Origin of the sequence: Parasedimentitalea huanghaiensis, assembly GCF_009753675.1 — a bacterium.
In the GTDB taxonomy this organism is placed as follows: Bacteria; Pseudomonadota; Alphaproteobacteria; order Rhodobacterales; family Rhodobacteraceae; genus Parasedimentitalea; species Parasedimentitalea huanghaiensis.
This window is the reverse complement of record NZ_WQLV01000005.1, coordinates 168,964-186,184: the sequence shown is the minus strand read 5'-3', so window position 1 is coordinate 186,184 and position 17,221 is coordinate 168,964. Positions and strand designations below refer to the sequence as shown.

General features: G+C 55.9%; 18 protein-coding genes. 3 read left to right on the top strand and 15 right to left on the bottom strand.

The annotated features are described in order from the left end of the window. Positions 1-39: 39 nt before the first annotated feature. On the bottom strand, positions 40-1,473 hold the full coding sequence (gene xseA / locus GO984_RS09970) for an exodeoxyribonuclease VII large subunit (RefSeq protein ID WP_167740287.1): 1,434 nt from the start codon (positions 1,471-1,473) through the stop codon (positions 40-42). A 312-nt stretch (positions 1,474-1,785) separates the two neighbouring features. Beyond that, a complete protein-coding gene (locus GO984_RS09965) occupies positions 1,786-2,133 on the bottom strand; it encodes a glycine-rich domain-containing protein (RefSeq protein WP_157022376.1) in 348 nt (115 codons plus the stop codon). 74 nt (positions 2,134-2,207) lie between these two features. Between GO984_RS09965 and purD the strand changes: the two genes are divergently transcribed. Then, complete coding sequence (purD, locus tag GO984_RS09960; RefSeq protein ID WP_157022375.1) at positions 2,208-3,473, top strand: phosphoribosylamine--glycine ligase; 1,266 nt, start codon at positions 2,208-2,210, stop codon at positions 3,471-3,473. Positions 3,474-3,822: 349 nt separating this feature from the next. Here purD and GO984_RS23975 read toward each other — a convergent pair whose 3' ends face one another. The 7 genes from GO984_RS23975 to GO984_RS09925 all read right to left on the bottom strand — a co-directional run bounded on the left by GO984_RS23975 (position 3,823) and on the right by GO984_RS09925 (position 9,134). Further along, the gene (locus GO984_RS23975) at positions 3,823-4,170 is read right to left on the bottom strand and encodes an ankyrin repeat domain-containing protein (protein ID WP_425339647.1); all 348 of its coding nucleotides are present in this window, start codon (positions 4,168-4,170) and stop codon (positions 3,823-3,825) included. Positions 4,171-4,471: 301 nt separating this feature from the next. Beyond that, on the bottom strand, positions 4,472-4,765 hold the full coding sequence (locus tag GO984_RS09950) for a hypothetical protein (protein WP_157022371.1): 294 nt from the start codon (positions 4,763-4,765) through the stop codon (positions 4,472-4,474). A gap of 105 nt (positions 4,766-4,870) precedes the next feature. After that, entirely contained in the window at positions 4,871-6,160 is a 1,290-nt protein-coding gene (locus GO984_RS09945; protein WP_157022370.1) for an MFS transporter, read from the bottom strand. A gap of 147 nt (positions 6,161-6,307) precedes the next feature. Continuing rightward, complete coding sequence (locus GO984_RS09940) at positions 6,308-7,222, bottom strand: endonuclease/exonuclease/phosphatase family protein (RefSeq protein WP_157022369.1); 915 nt, start codon at positions 7,220-7,222, stop codon at positions 6,308-6,310. Between the two features lie 301 nt (positions 7,223-7,523). Continuing rightward, positions 7,524-7,916 carry a hypothetical protein gene (locus GO984_RS09935; protein WP_157022368.1) on the bottom strand — a complete coding sequence of 131 codons (393 nt, stop codon included), beginning with the start codon at positions 7,914-7,916 and terminating at the stop codon, positions 7,524-7,526. A 97-nt stretch (positions 7,917-8,013) separates the two neighbouring features. Beyond that, positions 8,014-8,793, bottom strand: coding sequence for a VCBS repeat-containing protein (locus GO984_RS09930; RefSeq protein WP_245231064.1), 780 nt, complete (start codon positions 8,791-8,793; stop codon positions 8,014-8,016). 17 nt (positions 8,794-8,810) lie between these two features. Then, the gene (locus GO984_RS09925) at positions 8,811-9,134 is read right to left on the bottom strand and encodes a 2Fe-2S iron-sulfur cluster-binding protein (RefSeq protein ID WP_157022366.1); all 324 of its coding nucleotides are present in this window, start codon (positions 9,132-9,134) and stop codon (positions 8,811-8,813) included. 286 nt (positions 9,135-9,420) lie between these two features. Here GO984_RS09925 and GO984_RS09920 point away from each other — a divergent pair, with 286 nt between their 5' ends. Both GO984_RS09920 and GO984_RS09915 read left to right on the top strand, forming a co-directional pair. After that, positions 9,421-9,936, top strand: a complete 516-nt coding sequence (locus GO984_RS09920) for a peptidoglycan-binding domain-containing protein (RefSeq protein ID WP_157022360.1) — start codon at positions 9,421-9,423, stop codon at positions 9,934-9,936. Between the two features lie 28 nt (positions 9,937-9,964). After that, positions 9,965-10,633 (top strand): Crp/Fnr family transcriptional regulator, encoded by a 669-nt coding sequence (locus GO984_RS09915; RefSeq protein ID WP_157022359.1) that lies wholly within the window; start codon positions 9,965-9,967, stop codon positions 10,631-10,633. 321 nt (positions 10,634-10,954) lie between these two features. Here the strand turns inward: GO984_RS09915 and GO984_RS09910 are convergent, their stop codons facing one another. The 6 genes from GO984_RS09910 to rpiA all read right to left on the bottom strand — a co-directional run bounded on the left by GO984_RS09910 (position 10,955) and on the right by rpiA (position 17,167). Continuing rightward, complete coding sequence (locus GO984_RS09910; protein WP_425339649.1) at positions 10,955-12,463, bottom strand: Do family serine endopeptidase; 1,509 nt, start codon at positions 12,461-12,463, stop codon at positions 10,955-10,957. A gap of 251 nt (positions 12,464-12,714) precedes the next feature. Further along, positions 12,715-12,909 (bottom strand): DUF2065 domain-containing protein, encoded by a 195-nt coding sequence (locus tag GO984_RS09905; RefSeq protein ID WP_157022357.1) that lies wholly within the window; start codon positions 12,907-12,909, stop codon positions 12,715-12,717. Further along, the gene (hflC, locus tag GO984_RS09900; RefSeq protein WP_138162408.1) at positions 12,909-13,787 is read right to left on the bottom strand and encodes a protease modulator HflC; all 879 of its coding nucleotides are present in this window, start codon (positions 13,785-13,787) and stop codon (positions 12,909-12,911) included. Before hflC ends, GO984_RS09905 begins: the two co-directional genes overlap by 1 nt. Further along, a complete protein-coding gene (gene hflK, locus GO984_RS09895) occupies positions 13,787-14,938 on the bottom strand; it encodes an FtsH protease activity modulator HflK (RefSeq protein WP_138162409.1) in 1,152 nt (383 codons plus the stop codon). The genes hflC and hflK overlap by 1 nt, the downstream gene beginning before the upstream one ends. A 68-nt stretch (positions 14,939-15,006) precedes the next feature. Continuing rightward, the gene (gene gor, locus GO984_RS09890; RefSeq protein WP_157022356.1) at positions 15,007-16,365 is read right to left on the bottom strand and encodes a glutathione-disulfide reductase; all 1,359 of its coding nucleotides are present in this window, start codon (positions 16,363-16,365) and stop codon (positions 15,007-15,009) included. Positions 16,366-16,378: 13 nt separating this feature from the next. Then, positions 16,379-17,167: a ribose-5-phosphate isomerase RpiA gene (gene rpiA, locus GO984_RS09885; RefSeq protein ID WP_138162411.1), complete on the bottom strand. Its 789-nt coding sequence runs from the start codon at positions 17,165-17,167 to the stop codon at positions 16,379-16,381. Positions 17,168-17,221: the final 54 nt, after the last annotated feature.

The window sequence follows — 17,221 nt, the reverse complement described above, 5'->3', positions numbered from 1 at the left end:
TTTGAGTATTTTTAGCAAAAAGAAATTACGCACAAATAGTTAGTCCTCGGCTCCGCCCAGTTTGATCGTTCCATCAGAAAACTCAATCTCAAGCGCCGAAGCCTTGGCCGCTGTTGCTTTGCTAGTGATCAACTGGCCTGCGTCCCGTACCACCGCATATCCGCGATCCAGCGTTGCCCGATAGCTAAGAATTTCCAACTGTCGGCCTGCGGCGTCTAGCTGCTGTCGGGTTTTTTCAATCCGTTGTTGATGGAGGCCATCGAGTTGCTTGGAAAGATGTTCCAGGCGTTCTTTGTGCAGGGCCAAGTTCTGCGAAGTCGTTCGCAGATTTAGTTGTGACGACAGGCTGATCAACTTATCGTGCCGTCTGGCCATCAATTGCTGCAACGCCTGTGGGCGCAGCCCCGCGGATTTCTGGCTGAGCTGAACCCGACGATTTTGGACGCCGCGAATCAAGGCGTTGGGCAACTTATCGAACAAAATATCCAGCTTTTGGCGCGGATCATCCAACAGTCGTTCGGGTTTGGGCATGGCCCGCGACATGTCTTTTAGCCGCTGTTTGCGTTGCTGCACTGATTGGCCGACGGCATGGGTCATCCGAGCGCCCTGCTCGCCTGTCCAGGCCAGCAGTTCCAGCCGCACTGGTACCGCCAATTCTGCCGCTGCCGTGGGTGTTGGCGCGCGCTGGTCAGAGACATAGTCAATCAAGGTGGTGTCTGTTTCATGCCCGACGGCCGAAATCAGCGGGATCTGCGAGGCCGCGACTGCGCGCGCGACGATTTCTTCGTTAAAGCCCCACAGATCTTCGACCGAGCCACCGCCACGGGCAACGATGACCAGGTCCGGTCTCGGCAGTGCCCCACCGGGAGTGAAGCCATTGAAGCCGTTGATGGCATTGGCGACCTCTGCCGCGCAGTTTTTGCCTTGGACTGCGACGGGCCAGACCAGTACCTTGCGTGGGAAACGGTCGCGCAGACGGTGCAGGATATCGCGGATCACCGCGCCGGATGGCGATGTCACCACGCCAATGAAACGCGGCAGGTAGGGCAGCGCCTGTTTACGCTCGGGCGCAAACAATCCCTCGGCCTCTAGCTGTTTCTTGCGTTTCTCTAGCAACGCCATCAACGCGCCCTGCCCGGCAACGGCGACTTCCTCGACGTTCATATTGTATTTCGACTGCGCACCAAAGGCGGTCAGGCGGCCGGTGACAATCACCTCCAGCCCTTCTTCGGGCACCACCGCCAGCTTCGACACCTGCCCCTTCCAGGTGGTGCAGGCCAGCACAGATTTGTCGTCTTTGACGTCGTAATACAAATGCCCCGAGCGCGCCTTGAAGATACGCCCCACCTCGCCGCGCACCCGAATGCGGCCAAACGTGCCCTCAAGCGTGCGCTTTACCTCTCCGGAAAGCTCGGAAACGGTGAATACGGGAGTGTTTTGACCCGGTGTCGGGTCGTCAAACAGGTCTGACACGGGGCTGGTTCTCGGCTCGGTTGGTTAGGTTGGTTCTATTTGTCGGGCCACCATAGTTGCAGCGATTGCCAAGGCCAATCCCGGAAAGCTCACCTCACTCCCAGTTAAGGCCTAACGATCTCGCTTTCACAGGAAAAGCCATCGAAAAGAGAAAGGCTGATCCAAACAGAAATACAATCTCCCCGGTCTGCAATGCTACGGCTGCAAATGCAGCTATCCCAAACAAACCCAAAACCTTAAAGCGCTTGTTCGGCAGTCTTAAAGGGCCAAATCAGTTCCGGCGCTGTGTTGCCGAATTCACGCCAGTAAAGCTTATGGGCCTTCGCATAACCGCCTGTTTTTTTGAAATCCATCGCTAGTGGGAACATGGTCCAGTCGGCAGCCCAACACGTCTGGGCAAAACTGCTCCGAGTAATCGTGCGTTAGTGCTAAATGGCTATTCCAGACCTCATCTACCATTTTGGGCGGCACTACTTCTCCCGGCGCAACCATGCACAGATATATGAACCGGCGATATTCGGTAATGGCTAGCGCCACCGTCTCAGAGCTGGCCTTGATATTGCTTTCCACATAATCAGCAAAACTGGTCCCATCTTGAAGATCAGAAAACTCATAGCTCTCAATCTTCGCCCATAATTCGGGCTTGCTTAAATGCGCCATAAAATAATGCCACTCTTGCCTGTTTCGCCGTCAGCCTCTAGACCGCGCGCAAAGCTTAGCATTTGGAGAGCACGATGAATATCCTTATCCTCGGCAGCGGTGGGCGCGAACATGCGCTGGCTTGGGCGGTTATGCAGAACCCCAAATGCGACAAGCTGATCGTTGCGCCCGGCAATGCGGGCATCGCGCAGATCGCCACCTGCGCCGATCTGGACATCAACAACGGTGGCGCGGTTGTCACCTTTGCCGAAGAAAACGCCATCGACTTTGTCATCGTCGGCCCCGAGGCCCCGCTGGCCGCTGGCGTATCTGATCGCCTGCGCGATGCGGGCCTGCTGGTCTTTGGCCCATCCGAGGCCGCGGCCAAGCTGGAAGCGTCAAAAGCCTTTACCAAGGAAATCTGCGCCGCCGTGGATGCACCCACCGCAGGGTACGGCCACTTTACGGATGCTGAGGCCGCCAAGGACTACATCCTCCAGCAAGGCGCGCCAATCGTGGTCAAGGCCGACGGTCTGGCCGCCGGCAAGGGCGTGATCATGGCCATGGACGAGGCCACCGCGCTGGAGGCCATCGATGATATGTTCGGCGGGGCCTTTGGATCCGCAGGCGCCGAGGTGGTGATCGAAGAGTTCATGGAAGGCGAGGAAGCCTCGCTGTTCGTGCTGGTTGATGGCACCAACGTGTTGTCGATGGGATCGGCCCAGGACCACAAGCGCGTTGGCGAAGGCGACACCGGGCTGAACACCGGCGGCATGGGCGCGTACTCGCCCGCCCCAGTGCTGAGCGCAGAGATCGAGGCCAAGGCAATGGCAGAGATCATCAAGCCCACCATGGAAGAAATGGCCCGACGTGGAACGCCCTATCAGGGCATTCTCTACGCCGGTCTGATGATCAAAGACGGTCAGCCGCGTCTGGTGGAATACAACGTGCGTTTTGGCGACCCGGAATGCCAGGTGCTGATGATGCGCCTTGGCGCACAGGCGATGGACCTGATGCACGCCGCTGCCGAAGGCCGCTTGGATCGAGCGCAGGTCAACTGGGCGGATGATCACGCCATCACCGTTGTCATGGCCGCCAAGGGCTATCCGGGGTCTTATGAAAAGGGCACCGAGATCAAGGGTCTCGACGCCCTGACCGAAGATGGCCACAACATGGTGTTCCACGCAGGCACCAAGGCCCAAGACGGCAAGGTGCTGGCTACTGGTGGGCGGGTTCTGAACGTCACAGCCCGTGGTGACAGCCTGCAAGAGGCCCGCGACCGCGCCTATACGGCTGCTGACGCCATCGACTGGCCCGGCGGCTTTATGCGCCGCGACATCGGCTGGCGCGCGCTGAAGTAACCGGTTGATCGAACCACCGGTAGCTCGGCCGTTTGGCCGGGCAGCTGAACATCAGGTGACTTTAGCTGTTGCGTCATCAACTGACCCAGCGGTCACAAACCGGACATGTGCGGCGGCGATGCATGTGTCCGACTGAGCCCGAGTGCATAATGCTGCAAATAGTTAGAATGTCCGTTCTTCGCATCTCAATGCACGTTCATTCGCCAGTTCTCGGCAGATTGGAACGCGCGCGGAAACAAAAAATAGCACTGGGCGGCAAATGAAACCCAACCACAGTACGGAATATTATAACAGATAAATAGGGATCTGAGCAGGTAGCGGCATAGTAGCAACCCGCATTTGCAAGAAATCAGGGTGGTGATAAACCTCCTATCCCTGGGCAATCCGCAGCAACAGATCGTTGATAGGCAGTTCTTCCATACTTCTCGGTGAGGGATGGGTCCGCACCAGCGTTCAGAAGAGCTTCTACGGCTCTCCCAAGACAAAATTTGGCAGCCCTGTGCAAGGGCGTCACCTGCAAGTTTGTTCGCGCGTCGATCTCAACGCCGTGTTCAAGCAGAATTCCCAGAGATTGAAATCTAACACCATCTGCTAGGATCGCGTGGTGTAGCGGCGTCCAGTCGAAGCAAACCCGTTGATTAGGGTCGCCGCCGTTTTTCAGGATCAAATCTAGTGTAGCGACACTATTCTCCCGCACGGCAGTCACTATAACACTGCTTCCCAAGATTTTGAAATTTGGATCGGCCCCAGCTTCGAGCAAGAGTCGCGCGGCGGCTGGTCGATTAAGCCCTGCTAGCAGCAACTAGGGCCTTTGAAAGATCGGGCCTGGACCATTGTTGCCGTTCAAGAGCTTTCCGAACGTCAAGAAATTCATGATCCCGCACGATCTCGTACAGCTCTTGGGCAAATGAAGGCACTCCTGACGCTGATACACTCAGGAACAAAGAAAAAAGCAGCCCCGTTCTCACATTAGTATCGCTGTTTGAATATGCATCTGATTAATCGCCTTTTGACAGTGAAACACTGCTAACTGCCGCCTCGACACCTTCTAACGTTAAAACCCCGAGGGTCACGGAAAACTGCGCTACCGCCACACAACCGATCCAGAAGAAGTGTTTAGAAGCGGACACAAAGGCGGCCTGGCGAGAGCCAACAACACCGAGAATGGCAAAATCAACTTCTCTGTCAAGTGACCCAAGCAGCACATACTCGGGCTGATAGATTTGGGCAAATGCCCCGCGAGCCAAAGCATCGGATCGCTCCCGCACGGCTTCCCGGATTTCTGGCGACAAAGCTCCAACTCTCCGCCCCCCCCAATCTCTCCCGCCCGTCGGCTGGCATCTGGCGATGCCGCCTCCCGTTGGGCCCAGCGCCGCTGCGCGGCGCAGGTTTGTCTTCTATTCAGGCTCTGCGGCAAGCCGTTTGACCAGGATGCTGACTAGGATCACGGCGACCACAAGAAACACAGCGCAGGCCATCCAAGCCGTGGGTGTCGAATAAACCTCGGCAAGAGCACCGGCCAAGATCAGGCCCAAAGCTGCTCCTAGCTGCTGTATCAGCGACCTTAAAGACAGCATTGTGGATCGCTGATGGTCCTCAACGCATCTATGCAGAATGCTGCTGGCTGGCGTCTCGGACACTCCAAGCACGACCGAATACAGGATGAAAAACACGACAAAACCAATGATGCTGCCTTGTAGCGCCAGTGCGATCTGAGCCCCTGCCAAACAGGCAAACGCCGCCGCAAGGGTCACGGCATGCCGCCGCCTGAACATCCGACTGATGCGAGCGGACAGCGACGCGCCAAGCGCGATTGAGAAGAAATACGAGGCGGTCAGGAACCCAATAACCGTGTTTGCATAGGCTTGGTCTAACATCGGCTTGGCATGGGTCGGCCAAATCACCTCAACCGGGTTGGTTGCCATCAGGAAAAACGCCAAAGCTGCCAACAGCATCGACAACGCCGGATGTCTGAGCGCGAGAAGACCGGCGTCTTTGATCACCAATGGCACAGATGCAAACCCCTGCTTCAGGGCTTGAGGGTTCAGCGGGCGCGGTTTTTCCTCAATGACAAGCAGAGTATAGACGAACACCCCAAGCATCACCGCCAAACTGACCAAATAAGACACATCATATACACTGAACCCCAGACTCTCAGCCACCGAACCACAAAGATCGGGCAGAAGCCCACCCAACACAGCCCCCACCGCCAGCCCAATAGCATTGGCCCATTGCGCCTTTGCCAGAGCGGGCTGAATATCCACATTTGGCGCAGCGGCCTTGAAGGTTTCAACAAACCAGGCGTCAAGCGTGCCCGACCGCAGCGCCCGACCAAAACCGATAAAGGCAAATGAGAGCCCGAGGACATAGAAATCGCTGGTTGAGAGAAAGAGTACGAGTGAGACCATGCTGGCCACGACCGCAGCCAGAAAAACCGGCTTGCGCCCGATACTGTCGGCCAATCCTCCAAACGGGAGCTCCATCGCCAAGGTCGTAAGGGAATAGACCCCAAAGAGCAGAGAAATCTGGAAGAGGTCCATGCCTCGATCAGTTAAGGCCAGAGCAACAACGGCAACTGTCAAACCCATCGCAAAACGATCGAGAAATTGGTGGACCTGAAACACCCGGATATGCCGTCTCGCCAGTCCGGTTAGTGCAGCGGTGGAGCAGTCTAGTTCGGTAGCCATGGTTGCACCTTCACCCCCACAGACAACTTGTGCAATAGCTCAGAAGATCTGACGAGTTGGAGGGGCTGGATCGGAAATACGTGGCCTATCAAATCAAAGATGTGCGATGTTCCACACGGGCAGCCCCCACCTCGGCCATGCTCTACCTTAGCTACCAAAATCTCTCAGCAACAATTCGGCAAGGCTTTGCCAACGGTCGACTGTGTTCCAAAGCGCGACATCCGCAACGACGCCTGCATGGTCCGACCCCAGATTGGGCCGCACCTCCATAGCCCCTCCTCCCGGAGCCAAGACCAGATCAATCGGCAGCGGTATGTTTCGCAGGTACAACGTAGGGCGCGCAGGACCTGCTAGTTGAGTTCCCGTCAAAGCCGCTGTTCTTTCAATCCGCCCTGACCACGGGACGATATTGAAATCCCCTGCAATGACAATTGGCCCCTCCAGTTTGGATAGGACATCCTCGGCTGCCTGTTCATTCTGAACACTGTCATGCGGCCAAGGCCATGGAACATGTGCAGACACCGTCCAAACACGCTGACCATCCACGACAACCGGTGCTGCCAATACCGCCCGCCAACTGGAACACTCCGGGTCTCCGGCAAATGGATGCCGTGAGGCCAAAGCTATGCCACTCCAGCCCGAAAACCTGCACAGATGCTGATGAGGAAAGCTTGGCTCCAGCAGCCCTAGGATTGACCTGTTCTTGTCCGACACTTCCTGCAGCATAACCACATCCACATCGGCGGCCTCAATATCGGCAGCCACCGTCTGGACCTCTGCATTCGCAAACCAAAGGTTCTTGGAATAAACCCGCAGATCTCCGCCCGCAGGCTGCGGCAGGAACGAGACAGCGGTGGTGGACACAGCTAAGAGCGTGATTGCCGCAAAGACTGCCCTGTCCCAAAGCGCCCTGCCAAGGATGACTCCCAACAGGCAAACGATCCCAAGCATGGGCCTAACAATAGCTATACTGTCCGCAGCGCGGTGCAATGAGCCCAGAAAGCCAACAACCACCAGCACAGCGGCGATCCAAACAAGAGCCAAAAGGAAATTGCGTAACATCAAACGGCTTTCAAAGTTCAACGCGTGAACACTGTGAGGAAATCCAGCCCAACGCAAGTCGGCAGACTCGACACGTTGCGCCTACCCCCTAACAGCGTACGCTCTTCTTACCCGCCGGTAATCCTGCTGTGTTTAGTTGAGAGACACGAGGTTTTTGAATGGATCCAAGGAATACAGAACCCAAGTAACCCATGGGTTACCCCACCCGCCAAGCTCTCCCGCCCGTCGGCTGGCATCTATCGATGCCGCCTCCCGTTGGGCCCAGCGCCGCTACGCGGCGCAGAGGTTCGGTCTTACCCCCTTAAACTCCCGGCGTTGGATAATCAGTTATAAGTCTATCGATTTCAGGAATATCTCTGAAAGGAAAAGAAAAAATTGCACCGTCTAACGAATAACAAATTGCTTTGTAATCCGCGTCATAAAAGAAATCATACGCCAGTTTCGATTGTTTGTCGCTACGGTAAAACTTGCAAATCATTGGCCATATTCCATGCGGTAGCGTAATCCACATTGACCGCCTTACATCCGCCCAAGAGATAGTCGGATAAACCGCTGTGTCCTGCCGTAAATAGACGGCCTTCAGCTCTGATTTCCGGTTTGCCACCAAGCCCACAACTATCCCCGAAGGCAGGGGAGTTTCGCTCCATGTCCAGCCGCAAAGTCCATACCAGAATTTTTGAATGCTCAAAAACATGCATCACCAGAAAATAATTGAATATAGTTGGGCCATCTCTCCCAAAAGCACAGTAGGCTATTGAAAAGACAAAACCCGCTTCCTTACCGCTACCCCCTTATTGGCACTGCAACACCCGATCCATACTCGCCCGCCCGTCAAACGCCCCGACATCCCGGCTGCTGATCACACCACCCTCCAGTGTCGCAGCCACAATCCGCGACCAAGCACTATCCACAGTCACCACCTCAGGCCTTTCGCCACAATCGCGAATACCCGAGGTAATAAAATCCTCACCAATCCGATGATTGGTCAATCCACCCTGACTGGCCACCTCGATCAGCTCACCATCCCGCAAGCTCCAGATCCGCAATGTCTTGGCCAGATGAGGGCGGTCAATATAGGCTACCTCGGGCCAGCCGTCGCCATCCAGATCCGCCGAACCGATCGGTGCAAGCCAGCGATGTGGGCGGCCAATGAATGGTGTCGCGGCATACAATCCGGCCTCGTCATACAGCGCCAGCCGCGCGCCTTGGGTCTGGCTGCTTTCCACCACCATCACCAGCGTCGGCCCATCATCGCCCGCGATGATACGCGGTTCCAGATCTTCGAACACATGGGTTTCTGGCAGGCGAATGATCAGCCTGTAGGTCTGGCTGCTTTCACATTGCCAGCAGGCGTCGACTTCTAGTGACAACGCACCCCACTCGACATCATCACCCAATATGGCGTGATCATACCGGGTAGTCGGTTCACTGAACCAGGCATCGACAATAACGTCCGGCGGCGTGGCCTGCGCCGCACCGGCAACGCAGATCCCGGTTAGCCACAAGCGCAACAACTGCGCCGCGCGGCGGCAGGAACCGGGCCAAAGGCGGGACATCAGACGCCGCGCCATTGAACCCGAGGAAAACATCAGATCTGTTTTTCCGGCATTTTGACAACCAGACCGTCCAGCGCATCGGTGACCTTTATTTGACAGGTCAAACGCGAACGGGCGGGATCAGGCTCAAAAGCAAAGTCCAGCATGTCCTCTTCCATGTCGTCCTTCGCTGGGACTTTTTCCACCCAAGCTGGATCCACATAGACGTGGCAGGTAGAACAGGCACAGGCGCCACCGCAATCTGCTTCGATGCCCGGGATATTGTTGTCGCGCGCACCTTCCATCACGGTGAGCCCATTGGCCACCTCGACGACGTGTTCTGTGCCGTTGTGCTCGACATAGGTAATTTTTGCCATAATCAGGTCTTCCCCTTTCGGTACTCGAGCGCCTGTGTAGCCAAGCCCCCCTATCAGCGCCAGACCCATTTGCGACACCGATTGGTTGAAGCAGGATATTTATCGCCTGTGTTCCACTTATGTCCCGGTCAATCTTTCGCGACGCATATGATCCGGTGCCACCACCCAGCCCCCCCACAAGTGGATCTGCTGCAATCACCAGAACAGGTCACCTTTGCGCCGCCGCCAGAACTAAGCTAGTCTGCGCCAAATCGCCCGGCATATCCGCCGCCAGAGGCCAACGAGCATGACGTCGACGACCAGCCCCATTCTCCTGACCGCTCTGCTGTCAGGTCTTCTCAGCGCTTGCACGCCTCTTGGCGATGACAACGGCGTGGTCACCCGCGCCGGACAGAATGCACCACCGGGCGCTGCTCCAGGTAGTTGTTGGGGCAAACACGTCACCCCTGCTATAATTGAAACCGTGACTCATCAGGTGATGTTGCAACCGGCCGAAGTGCTTGCAGATGGCACCGTCATCCAACCCGCTATGTTCAAAACCGAAACCCGGCAGGACATCGTCCGCCCACGCCGCGAGATCTGGTTTGAATCCCCCTGCCCCGAGGATCTCACACCTGAATTCATCGCCTCGGTTCAACGAGCCCTAACAGTGCGCGGCCTTTACCGAGGCCCGATCAACGGCGACATGGATCGCATGACCCGTGCCGCAATACGTCGCTATCAGGAAAGCCAGGGGCTAGATAGCAGCCTGCTATCCCTAGCTGCGGCACGCAAGCTGGGTCTGGTTGCTATAGAAAGCTAACCACAGGACGCGAAACGGAGACTTACGAATGCCACGTGACCAACTGCCGCAAACCGGTTTCCTGTCTGGGATTTCCGAAGGCCTAAAACAAATGCTGGAAAGTCAGGCTACTGAGGTCAAGCTGGCGCCCGGCGAGGTCTTGTTCGAGCAGGGCGATGCGGGCGATGCACTGTTTGCCATCACCAGCGGTGCGTTGGAATTCTCCATTCTTTCCGCAGCAGGGCGCAAGCTGTCCCTCGATATCATGCGAACCGGCGCTGTGTTTGGTGAAATCGCGCTGTTTGATCCAGGTGAGCGCACCGCCACCGCTACCGCGATGGAAGCAAGCCGCGTGTTGCGCCTGCGAAATCGTGACGTGCTCTCGCAGATTTTGCGCTACCCCGAACTGGCAGGAGACCTGTTGCGACTGGCTGGACAGCGGATGCGTTGGATGGGTAATCAATACAACGAGCAAGTTTTTCTGGCGATGCCAGTTCGGTTGGCTCGTAAATTGCTGCACCTGACATCGGAAACCCGGGGCGGCAGGCTGGCGTTATCGCAAGCCGAACTCGCAGAATTCATCGGCGCCACCCGCGAGGCAGTCTCTAAGACCTTGGCCGCCTGGAAGCGTGGCGGAGTGATCGAAATCAGCCGTGGAGGGGTGGTCATCCTGGATCGTGCTGCCCTGCATGGCTTGGCGGAACCTGAACTGATTTAGATTGACCTTAACCACTCCCTGCTCTCACGTTTTCAACCGTGACACACAACTGGTGATCACGCTCCTAAACACTGATGTAATTGCGAAAAAAGTCACCGTTTCCAGGTTTTTTTGAAACTCTTGTGATCTGGGTCACAGATCACAAGGGATCGGTGCCGCATACAGAGACCACGGCGGATCATGCCAGTTCCATCCCATTGATCCGTCGACCCTTAGAAGAGCCATGTGCCCCCGCACATGGCTCTTTGTTTGTCGAGCTAACGCAAAAGCAAAAGGCCGAGCACCCGGCCCGGCCTCCTACACGCAATCAATTTGGCTGGCTTAGTCGCCAAGATTGAGCGCAACAAACCGAGGCTGACCGCCGCGACGCACCAACAGCAACAGCGACTTACGCCCCGCCTCTTTTGCCTCGGCAATACGATCCTCAAAGTCATCAAGCGCGGTCACTTTTTGCTGGCCAGCCTCAGTGATGATATCCCCACCACGCAAACCTTTTTCCCAGGCTTCCGAAGCTTCATCTACCGACAGGATGACCACACCATCTGACCCTTCTGGCACACTTAATTCGCCGCGCATTTCATCAGTCAACGTTCCGATGGTAAGGCCCAAAAGCTCTTTTTCAGCAGCTTCTGGTGCCGCATCTTCTTTAGGGGGTGTCAATCCGGCGCTGCGTTCGGCATCCTCTCGACGCCCCAGCGTAACCAAAAGAGTTTCAGTACCGCCTTCACGGTGAACAACAACCCGGACGGCCTTGCCCACCTGCGTCGCGCCAACCTGACGGACCAATGCGCGGGTGTCTTCAACCTCGACGCCATCAAATGTCAGGATAACATCTCCAGCCAACATTCCGGCTTCTTTGGCAGGACCATCAGGCACATCAGTAATCAGTGCGCCAGCAGCACTGGCCAGACCAATGGCATCTGCCAGATCTTCGTCCACATCCTGAATTCGAACGCCCAGCCAACCACGACGGGTTTCTCCGAATTCCTTCAGCTGATCAACAACTTTGGTCACCACATTCGATGCCATCGAGAACCCGATTCCGATCGAGCCGCCATTGGGTGACAAAATTGCAGTGTTTACGCCAACGACTTCGCCATCCATGTTGAACAGCGGTCCACCTGAGTTGCCCCGGTTGATCGCCGCATCTGTCTGAATGTAATCATCATACGACCCGCTCAGCTCGCGGTTTCGCGCTGAAACGATCCCAGCCGAAACTGAAAACCCCTGCCCCAGCGGGTTGCCCATGGCTACCACCCAGTCGCCAACCAATGCGCTGTCACTGTCACCAAAGCTAACAAAAGCCAGAGGCATTTCTGCTTCTACCTTGAGAAGGGCAATGTCGGTCTTCTCGTCTGTGCCAATTACTTTGGCTGGTAGCAGCTCTTTCGGCTGGCCGTCCCCTGGAAAGAACTCGATCTCGATCTCATCGGCATCAGCAATCACATGGTTGTTGGTGACAATGTAGCCGTCCTCAGAGATGACAAACCCTGAACCCAAAGCCGAAGAGCGGCGTGGTCTGCGACTTTCACCTTCACCATTGCCTTCGCCATTGCGATCCTGGAACTCACGGAAAAAATCTTCAAACGGTGACCCTTCGGGGACAATGCCCTGTGGTCCAGTTCTGCCTTCAATCACCGTTGTTGTGGTGATGTTGACCACCGCCGGGCTGATCTTCTGAGCCAGCGGCGCAAGGCTCTCGGGTCGTGCCTGGGCCACCAGCGCTTGGGCCAGAACCATCACAGTGGTGACCAGCGCCAGCCACATCAACCGGGGGGCAGCGGCCAATCTGTCTTGGCTGATTGAAATTGATTTTGCCTGAGGCTGCACGGAACTACTCCTTATCATTGTTGCCTTCCTCCTACGCATCAAAGCGACAGGGCCAGTTTTGCGACCCGGGGAGGCATGAGCAACAATGTAGTCACTTCCACGCTTGCCGCAATAAATGTTGCACGCTTTCAAAATGAAGTGAGAACTCTTTACGGCTTATCCCGGGGTTCAGTTGGAAATATGCGCTAAAATCCGCCCATAACCAGCAACTTGCGTAGATTTATGTAACCGTAGAGTCGTTTTACACAGCGCTACGCCCCCAATTGATGCGCGATCCACAGCAGGGTCACTCCCAAAACGATGGCCAAGACCCCAACCCGGCGGCGTTCATCCAATGCCAGTTGCCGCATCATTTCTAGCAACCGTTCAACAAGCGAAGGGGCCAGCACATAGGCCAGCCCCTCCACTACTAACACCAGCCCAAGGGCTAGAAAGATCATCGCCATCAGTTGGCTGCAGCCCCGGTTGAGGACTTCAGGTAATTGAAGAACTCAGAGTCGGGCGACAGAACCATCGAGGAATTTCCTTCCAGCATCGAGCTGCGATAGGCAGACAGTGTCCGGTAGAACTCAAAGAACTCGATGTCCTTGCCATAGGCCTCGGCAAAAATCGCGTTGCGTCGGGCATCTGCCTGACCGCGAATGATCTCTGCTTCACGCTCAGCCTCAGACACCAGTTCGACCTGTGTACGGTCGGCTTGAGCCCGAACCCGCTGCGCGGCTTCCTTACCACGGGCAATTTCATCTGCAGCTTCACGCTCACGTTCGGCCCGCATCCGGGCAAAGGTCGCTTCAAGGTTGGCCTGTGGCAAATCGGTGCGCTTTAGTCGAACATCGATCACTTCCAGACCCAGTCCACGCGCTTGAGTAATGGCGCTATTGCGGATGCGCAGCATCAACACAGCCCGATCAGATGACAGGATGTCGTTGGAGCTAACCGAACCCAGAACCTCACGGATTTCTGCCCGCAAGATCGAATCAAGCCGGTTTTCCGCGACCGCGATACCACCAGCACCCACCGCTTGGCGGAACTGACGAACATCGGCAATACGGTATCGGGCAAAGGCATCAACCACCAAACGGCGATCATCCAATGGAGTGATCTCCAGCGGGCCAACTTCACGGCTCAGGATGCGGTCATCATAGGTGACAACTTCCTGAATCAGCGGAATTTTAAACGCTAGACCGGGATCTTCTTTAACCGAAACAACCCGACCAAACTGAAGTACCAGCGCTTTTTCGCGCTCGTCCACGATGAACAGTGCCGACAGCATTGCAACAACTGCAAGTACAATGACAGGCAGGAGAAATGTAGTTTTCCGCATTAGTTGCCCTCCGTCCGGCGTAATTCATTCAGCGGCAGATAAGGCACTACGCCCTGACCACCACCACCAGCGGTATCATCCAGAATGACCTTGTCGACCCGACTTAGAACCTCTTCCATGGTCTCAAGATACAGTCGCTTTCGCGTCACTTCTGGAGCCTTGGCATATTCTTCCAAAACGGCAGTGAAACGGCTGGCTTCACCTTCGGCTTCGTTCACCACCTGGGCGCGATACCCTTCGGCTTCTTCCAGCGTCTGAGCGGACGAACCACGGGCTCCAGCCAGAACCTGGTTGGCATAGGCATCCGCTTGTTTTTCCAACCGGTCACGTTCCTGACCTGCTGACTGTACAGCACGGAAAGCATCCTTAACTGGCTCAGGTGGATCAGCACCGTCAAAGTTAACCCGGATAATATCGACGCCACTGTCATAGCTGTCGAGTGTTGATTGGATCAGCTCTTGCAGTCGGTCCGAGATGATGCCCCGGTCACGGTTCAGGATTGGCGCCAGTTCAGACTGCGCGATAATTTCACGCATGGCTGATTCAGACACCGCCTGAATTGTCTGCTTTGGGTCGCGCAGATTAAACAGGAAGCTAGCCGGGTCGTTGATATTCCAGACAACCTGAAAATCCACGTCGATGATGTTTTCATCACCGGTCAGCATCAAACCAGCATCTCCGCCACGTGCGCCTGCGCCAATGGTTTCTGTTTGTTCAACCTTAACCGGGATCACCTCGGCACTGACCAAAGGCCAAGGTGCGAAGTTCAGGCCTGGTTCACCCGTGGCATAATATTCACCCAAAAACAGCTCAACTGACTGCTCTTCTGGTTTGACAGTATAAAAACTGGTCGCAAGCCACACACCAACAGCAATAACTGCGCCCAGTCCTACGGTGCCTTTGGTGAGCTGTGGGCCGCTACTGCCGCCGCCGCGATTACCGCCGCCTTTGCCACCGTTACCGCCGCCGCCCATAAGCACACGCAGCTGTTCCTGGCCTTTTTTCACCAGCTCATCGATCTCAGGGATCTGAGGGCCGTCATCGTCAGGACGTTTGCCGCCACCGTTGTTGCCGCCGTCATTATTACCCTTATTGCCTCCGCCACCGGAAGAGCCTCCGCCCCCCCAGGGGCCACCACTATTGCCCGACATTTGTGTCCTATCCCTATCTCATCGCGAAACGCGACATTTGTGCTAACCTGTGGTCCGAGCGCTAAATTTCAAGCGCTGCGCACAGGTGTTTTCATTGTTACCAATTCTTCGGACATGGTCGGATGCACCGCCACTGTCCGGTCGAAATCTTCCTTGGTGGCTCCCATTTTGACCGCAATGCCCGCCAGCTGGATTATTTCACCCGCGCCTGGTGCCACAATGTGACAACCCAAAACCTTGCGACTGGCCTTACTAACCACCAGTTTCATCAAAACACGTTGCGCGCGGCCTGCAAAGGCCTGTTGCATGGGTTTAAAGCTGGTCGAGTAGACATCGATCGGTTCTTGTTCGGCTGCATCTTCTTCACTTAACCCAACGGTACCCATTTCGGGTTGGGTAAAGATGGCCGTTGGGATCAGCTCATGATCCGGTTTCGTGGGGTTGCCTTTGAACACGGTCTCAACAAAGGCCATGCCTTCGCGGATCGCAACAGGGGTCAGATTGACCCGGTCGGTCACGTCTCCAATGGCAAAAACAGATGGCACCCCAGTCTGACTGTAGTCATCAACCAGAATTTCACCCTTGCGACCACGCTCTATGCCCAGCGCCTCTAGCCCCAGATCATCGGCATTGGGTGCTCGCCCAGTGGCAAACATAACCTGATCAAACAGACGCTCTTCACCATTCGTCGCTTTGACCCAGATCTGATCGCCTTCTTTGCGCATTTCCAGCACATTGGTGCCGAGATGAACGTCAATGCCTGCCTGGCACATTTCTTCGCAGACCAGCCCGCGCGCTTCGTCGTCGAAGCCGCGAAGAATTTGCGCCCCACGGTAAAACTGCGTGGTCTTGACGCCCAAGCCATTCATAATGCCGGCAAATTCACTGGCGATGTAGCCACCGCCAACAATCAGCATAGTCTTGGGCAAGGTTTCCAGATGGAAGATCTCGTTTGAGGTGATTGCCAGCTCGGCACCAGGAATGTCTGGTTTGATCGGGTGGCCCCCTGTCGCGATCAGAATGTGTTTGGCAGTTTTCCGTGTCCCATCTGACAGCTCAACCGTATGAGCATCCACCAGTTTGGCGCGCGCATCAAAGCTCTCGACACCATTGTTCTTCAGGATGTTGCGATAGATGCCTTCCAGCCGGTCCAGTTCAGCATGCATCTTGCCGCGAAAGTGACCCCAATTGAACCCACCGGCTTTGATGTCCCATCCATAGGCCTGCGCATCTTCGACCATGGTGGCGTATTCGCTTGCAAACACCATCAGTTTCTTGGGTACGCAGCCCCGGATCACACAAGTGCCGCCATACCGGTCTTCCTCTGCCAGCGCCACCTTGGCGCCGGTGTCACCCGCAGCAACCCGCGCAGCCCGAACACCGCCGGACCCGCCACCGATAACAAAAAGATCGTAATCAAAGCTCATGGTCGTCTATCCCTTAATCCGCCAGATCGGTGAACAAATTGTCGCTCTCGACAAAATCCAACCGATCATGCTCAACAGTGCCTTCATTGATGTCGCGAACCTCGACCTTACCATCGCCATAGCCGATCACGACGGTGTCACAGATATCAATGAACAATCCGTTTTCAACCACACCCGGAATCTGGTTCATCACCAGAGCCAACTGTCTAGGGTTGCCAATGCGTTGCAAATGCAGGTCCAGAATGTGGTTGCCTTCATCCGTGATGGCAGGCCTGTCCCCGTTCATGCGCAGGGTCGCCGAGCGGCCCAATACATCCATGGAAATAAGGGTTTCTTCGATCAGCGCATGGGTGGTCTGCCACCCAAAGGGAATGACCTCTACTGGCAGAGGAAACGCGCCCAGCGTTTCGACCTCTTTGCCAACATCTGCGATCACCACCATTTGATCAGAGGCTGTCGCCACAATCTTCTCTTGCAGCAGGGCCGCGCCGCCGCCCTTGATCAGGTTCAAATCGCCGTCAAACTCATCCGCACCATCAATAGTCAGGTCCAGCCACTTGGCCTCGTCCAGCGAAATCACTTCGATACCAACTTCACGCGCCAGCTCAGCAGTGCGGGTTGATGTTGGTACACCTTTGAATTTCAGCCCCTCATCGCGGACCATTTCGCCAAGACAGCGGACCAGCCATGCGGCGGTTGAGCCAGTGCCCAATCCAACCCGCATTCCGTCCTCGACAAAATCAGCTGCACGCTTTGCGGCAACAAACTTTGCCTTGTCGATAGGCGACAGTTCTCCGGTCATGACGGTGACTCCGTAGGGACGTTTGCAGGCGTTATAAGCAAAGCAGGCCAAGGT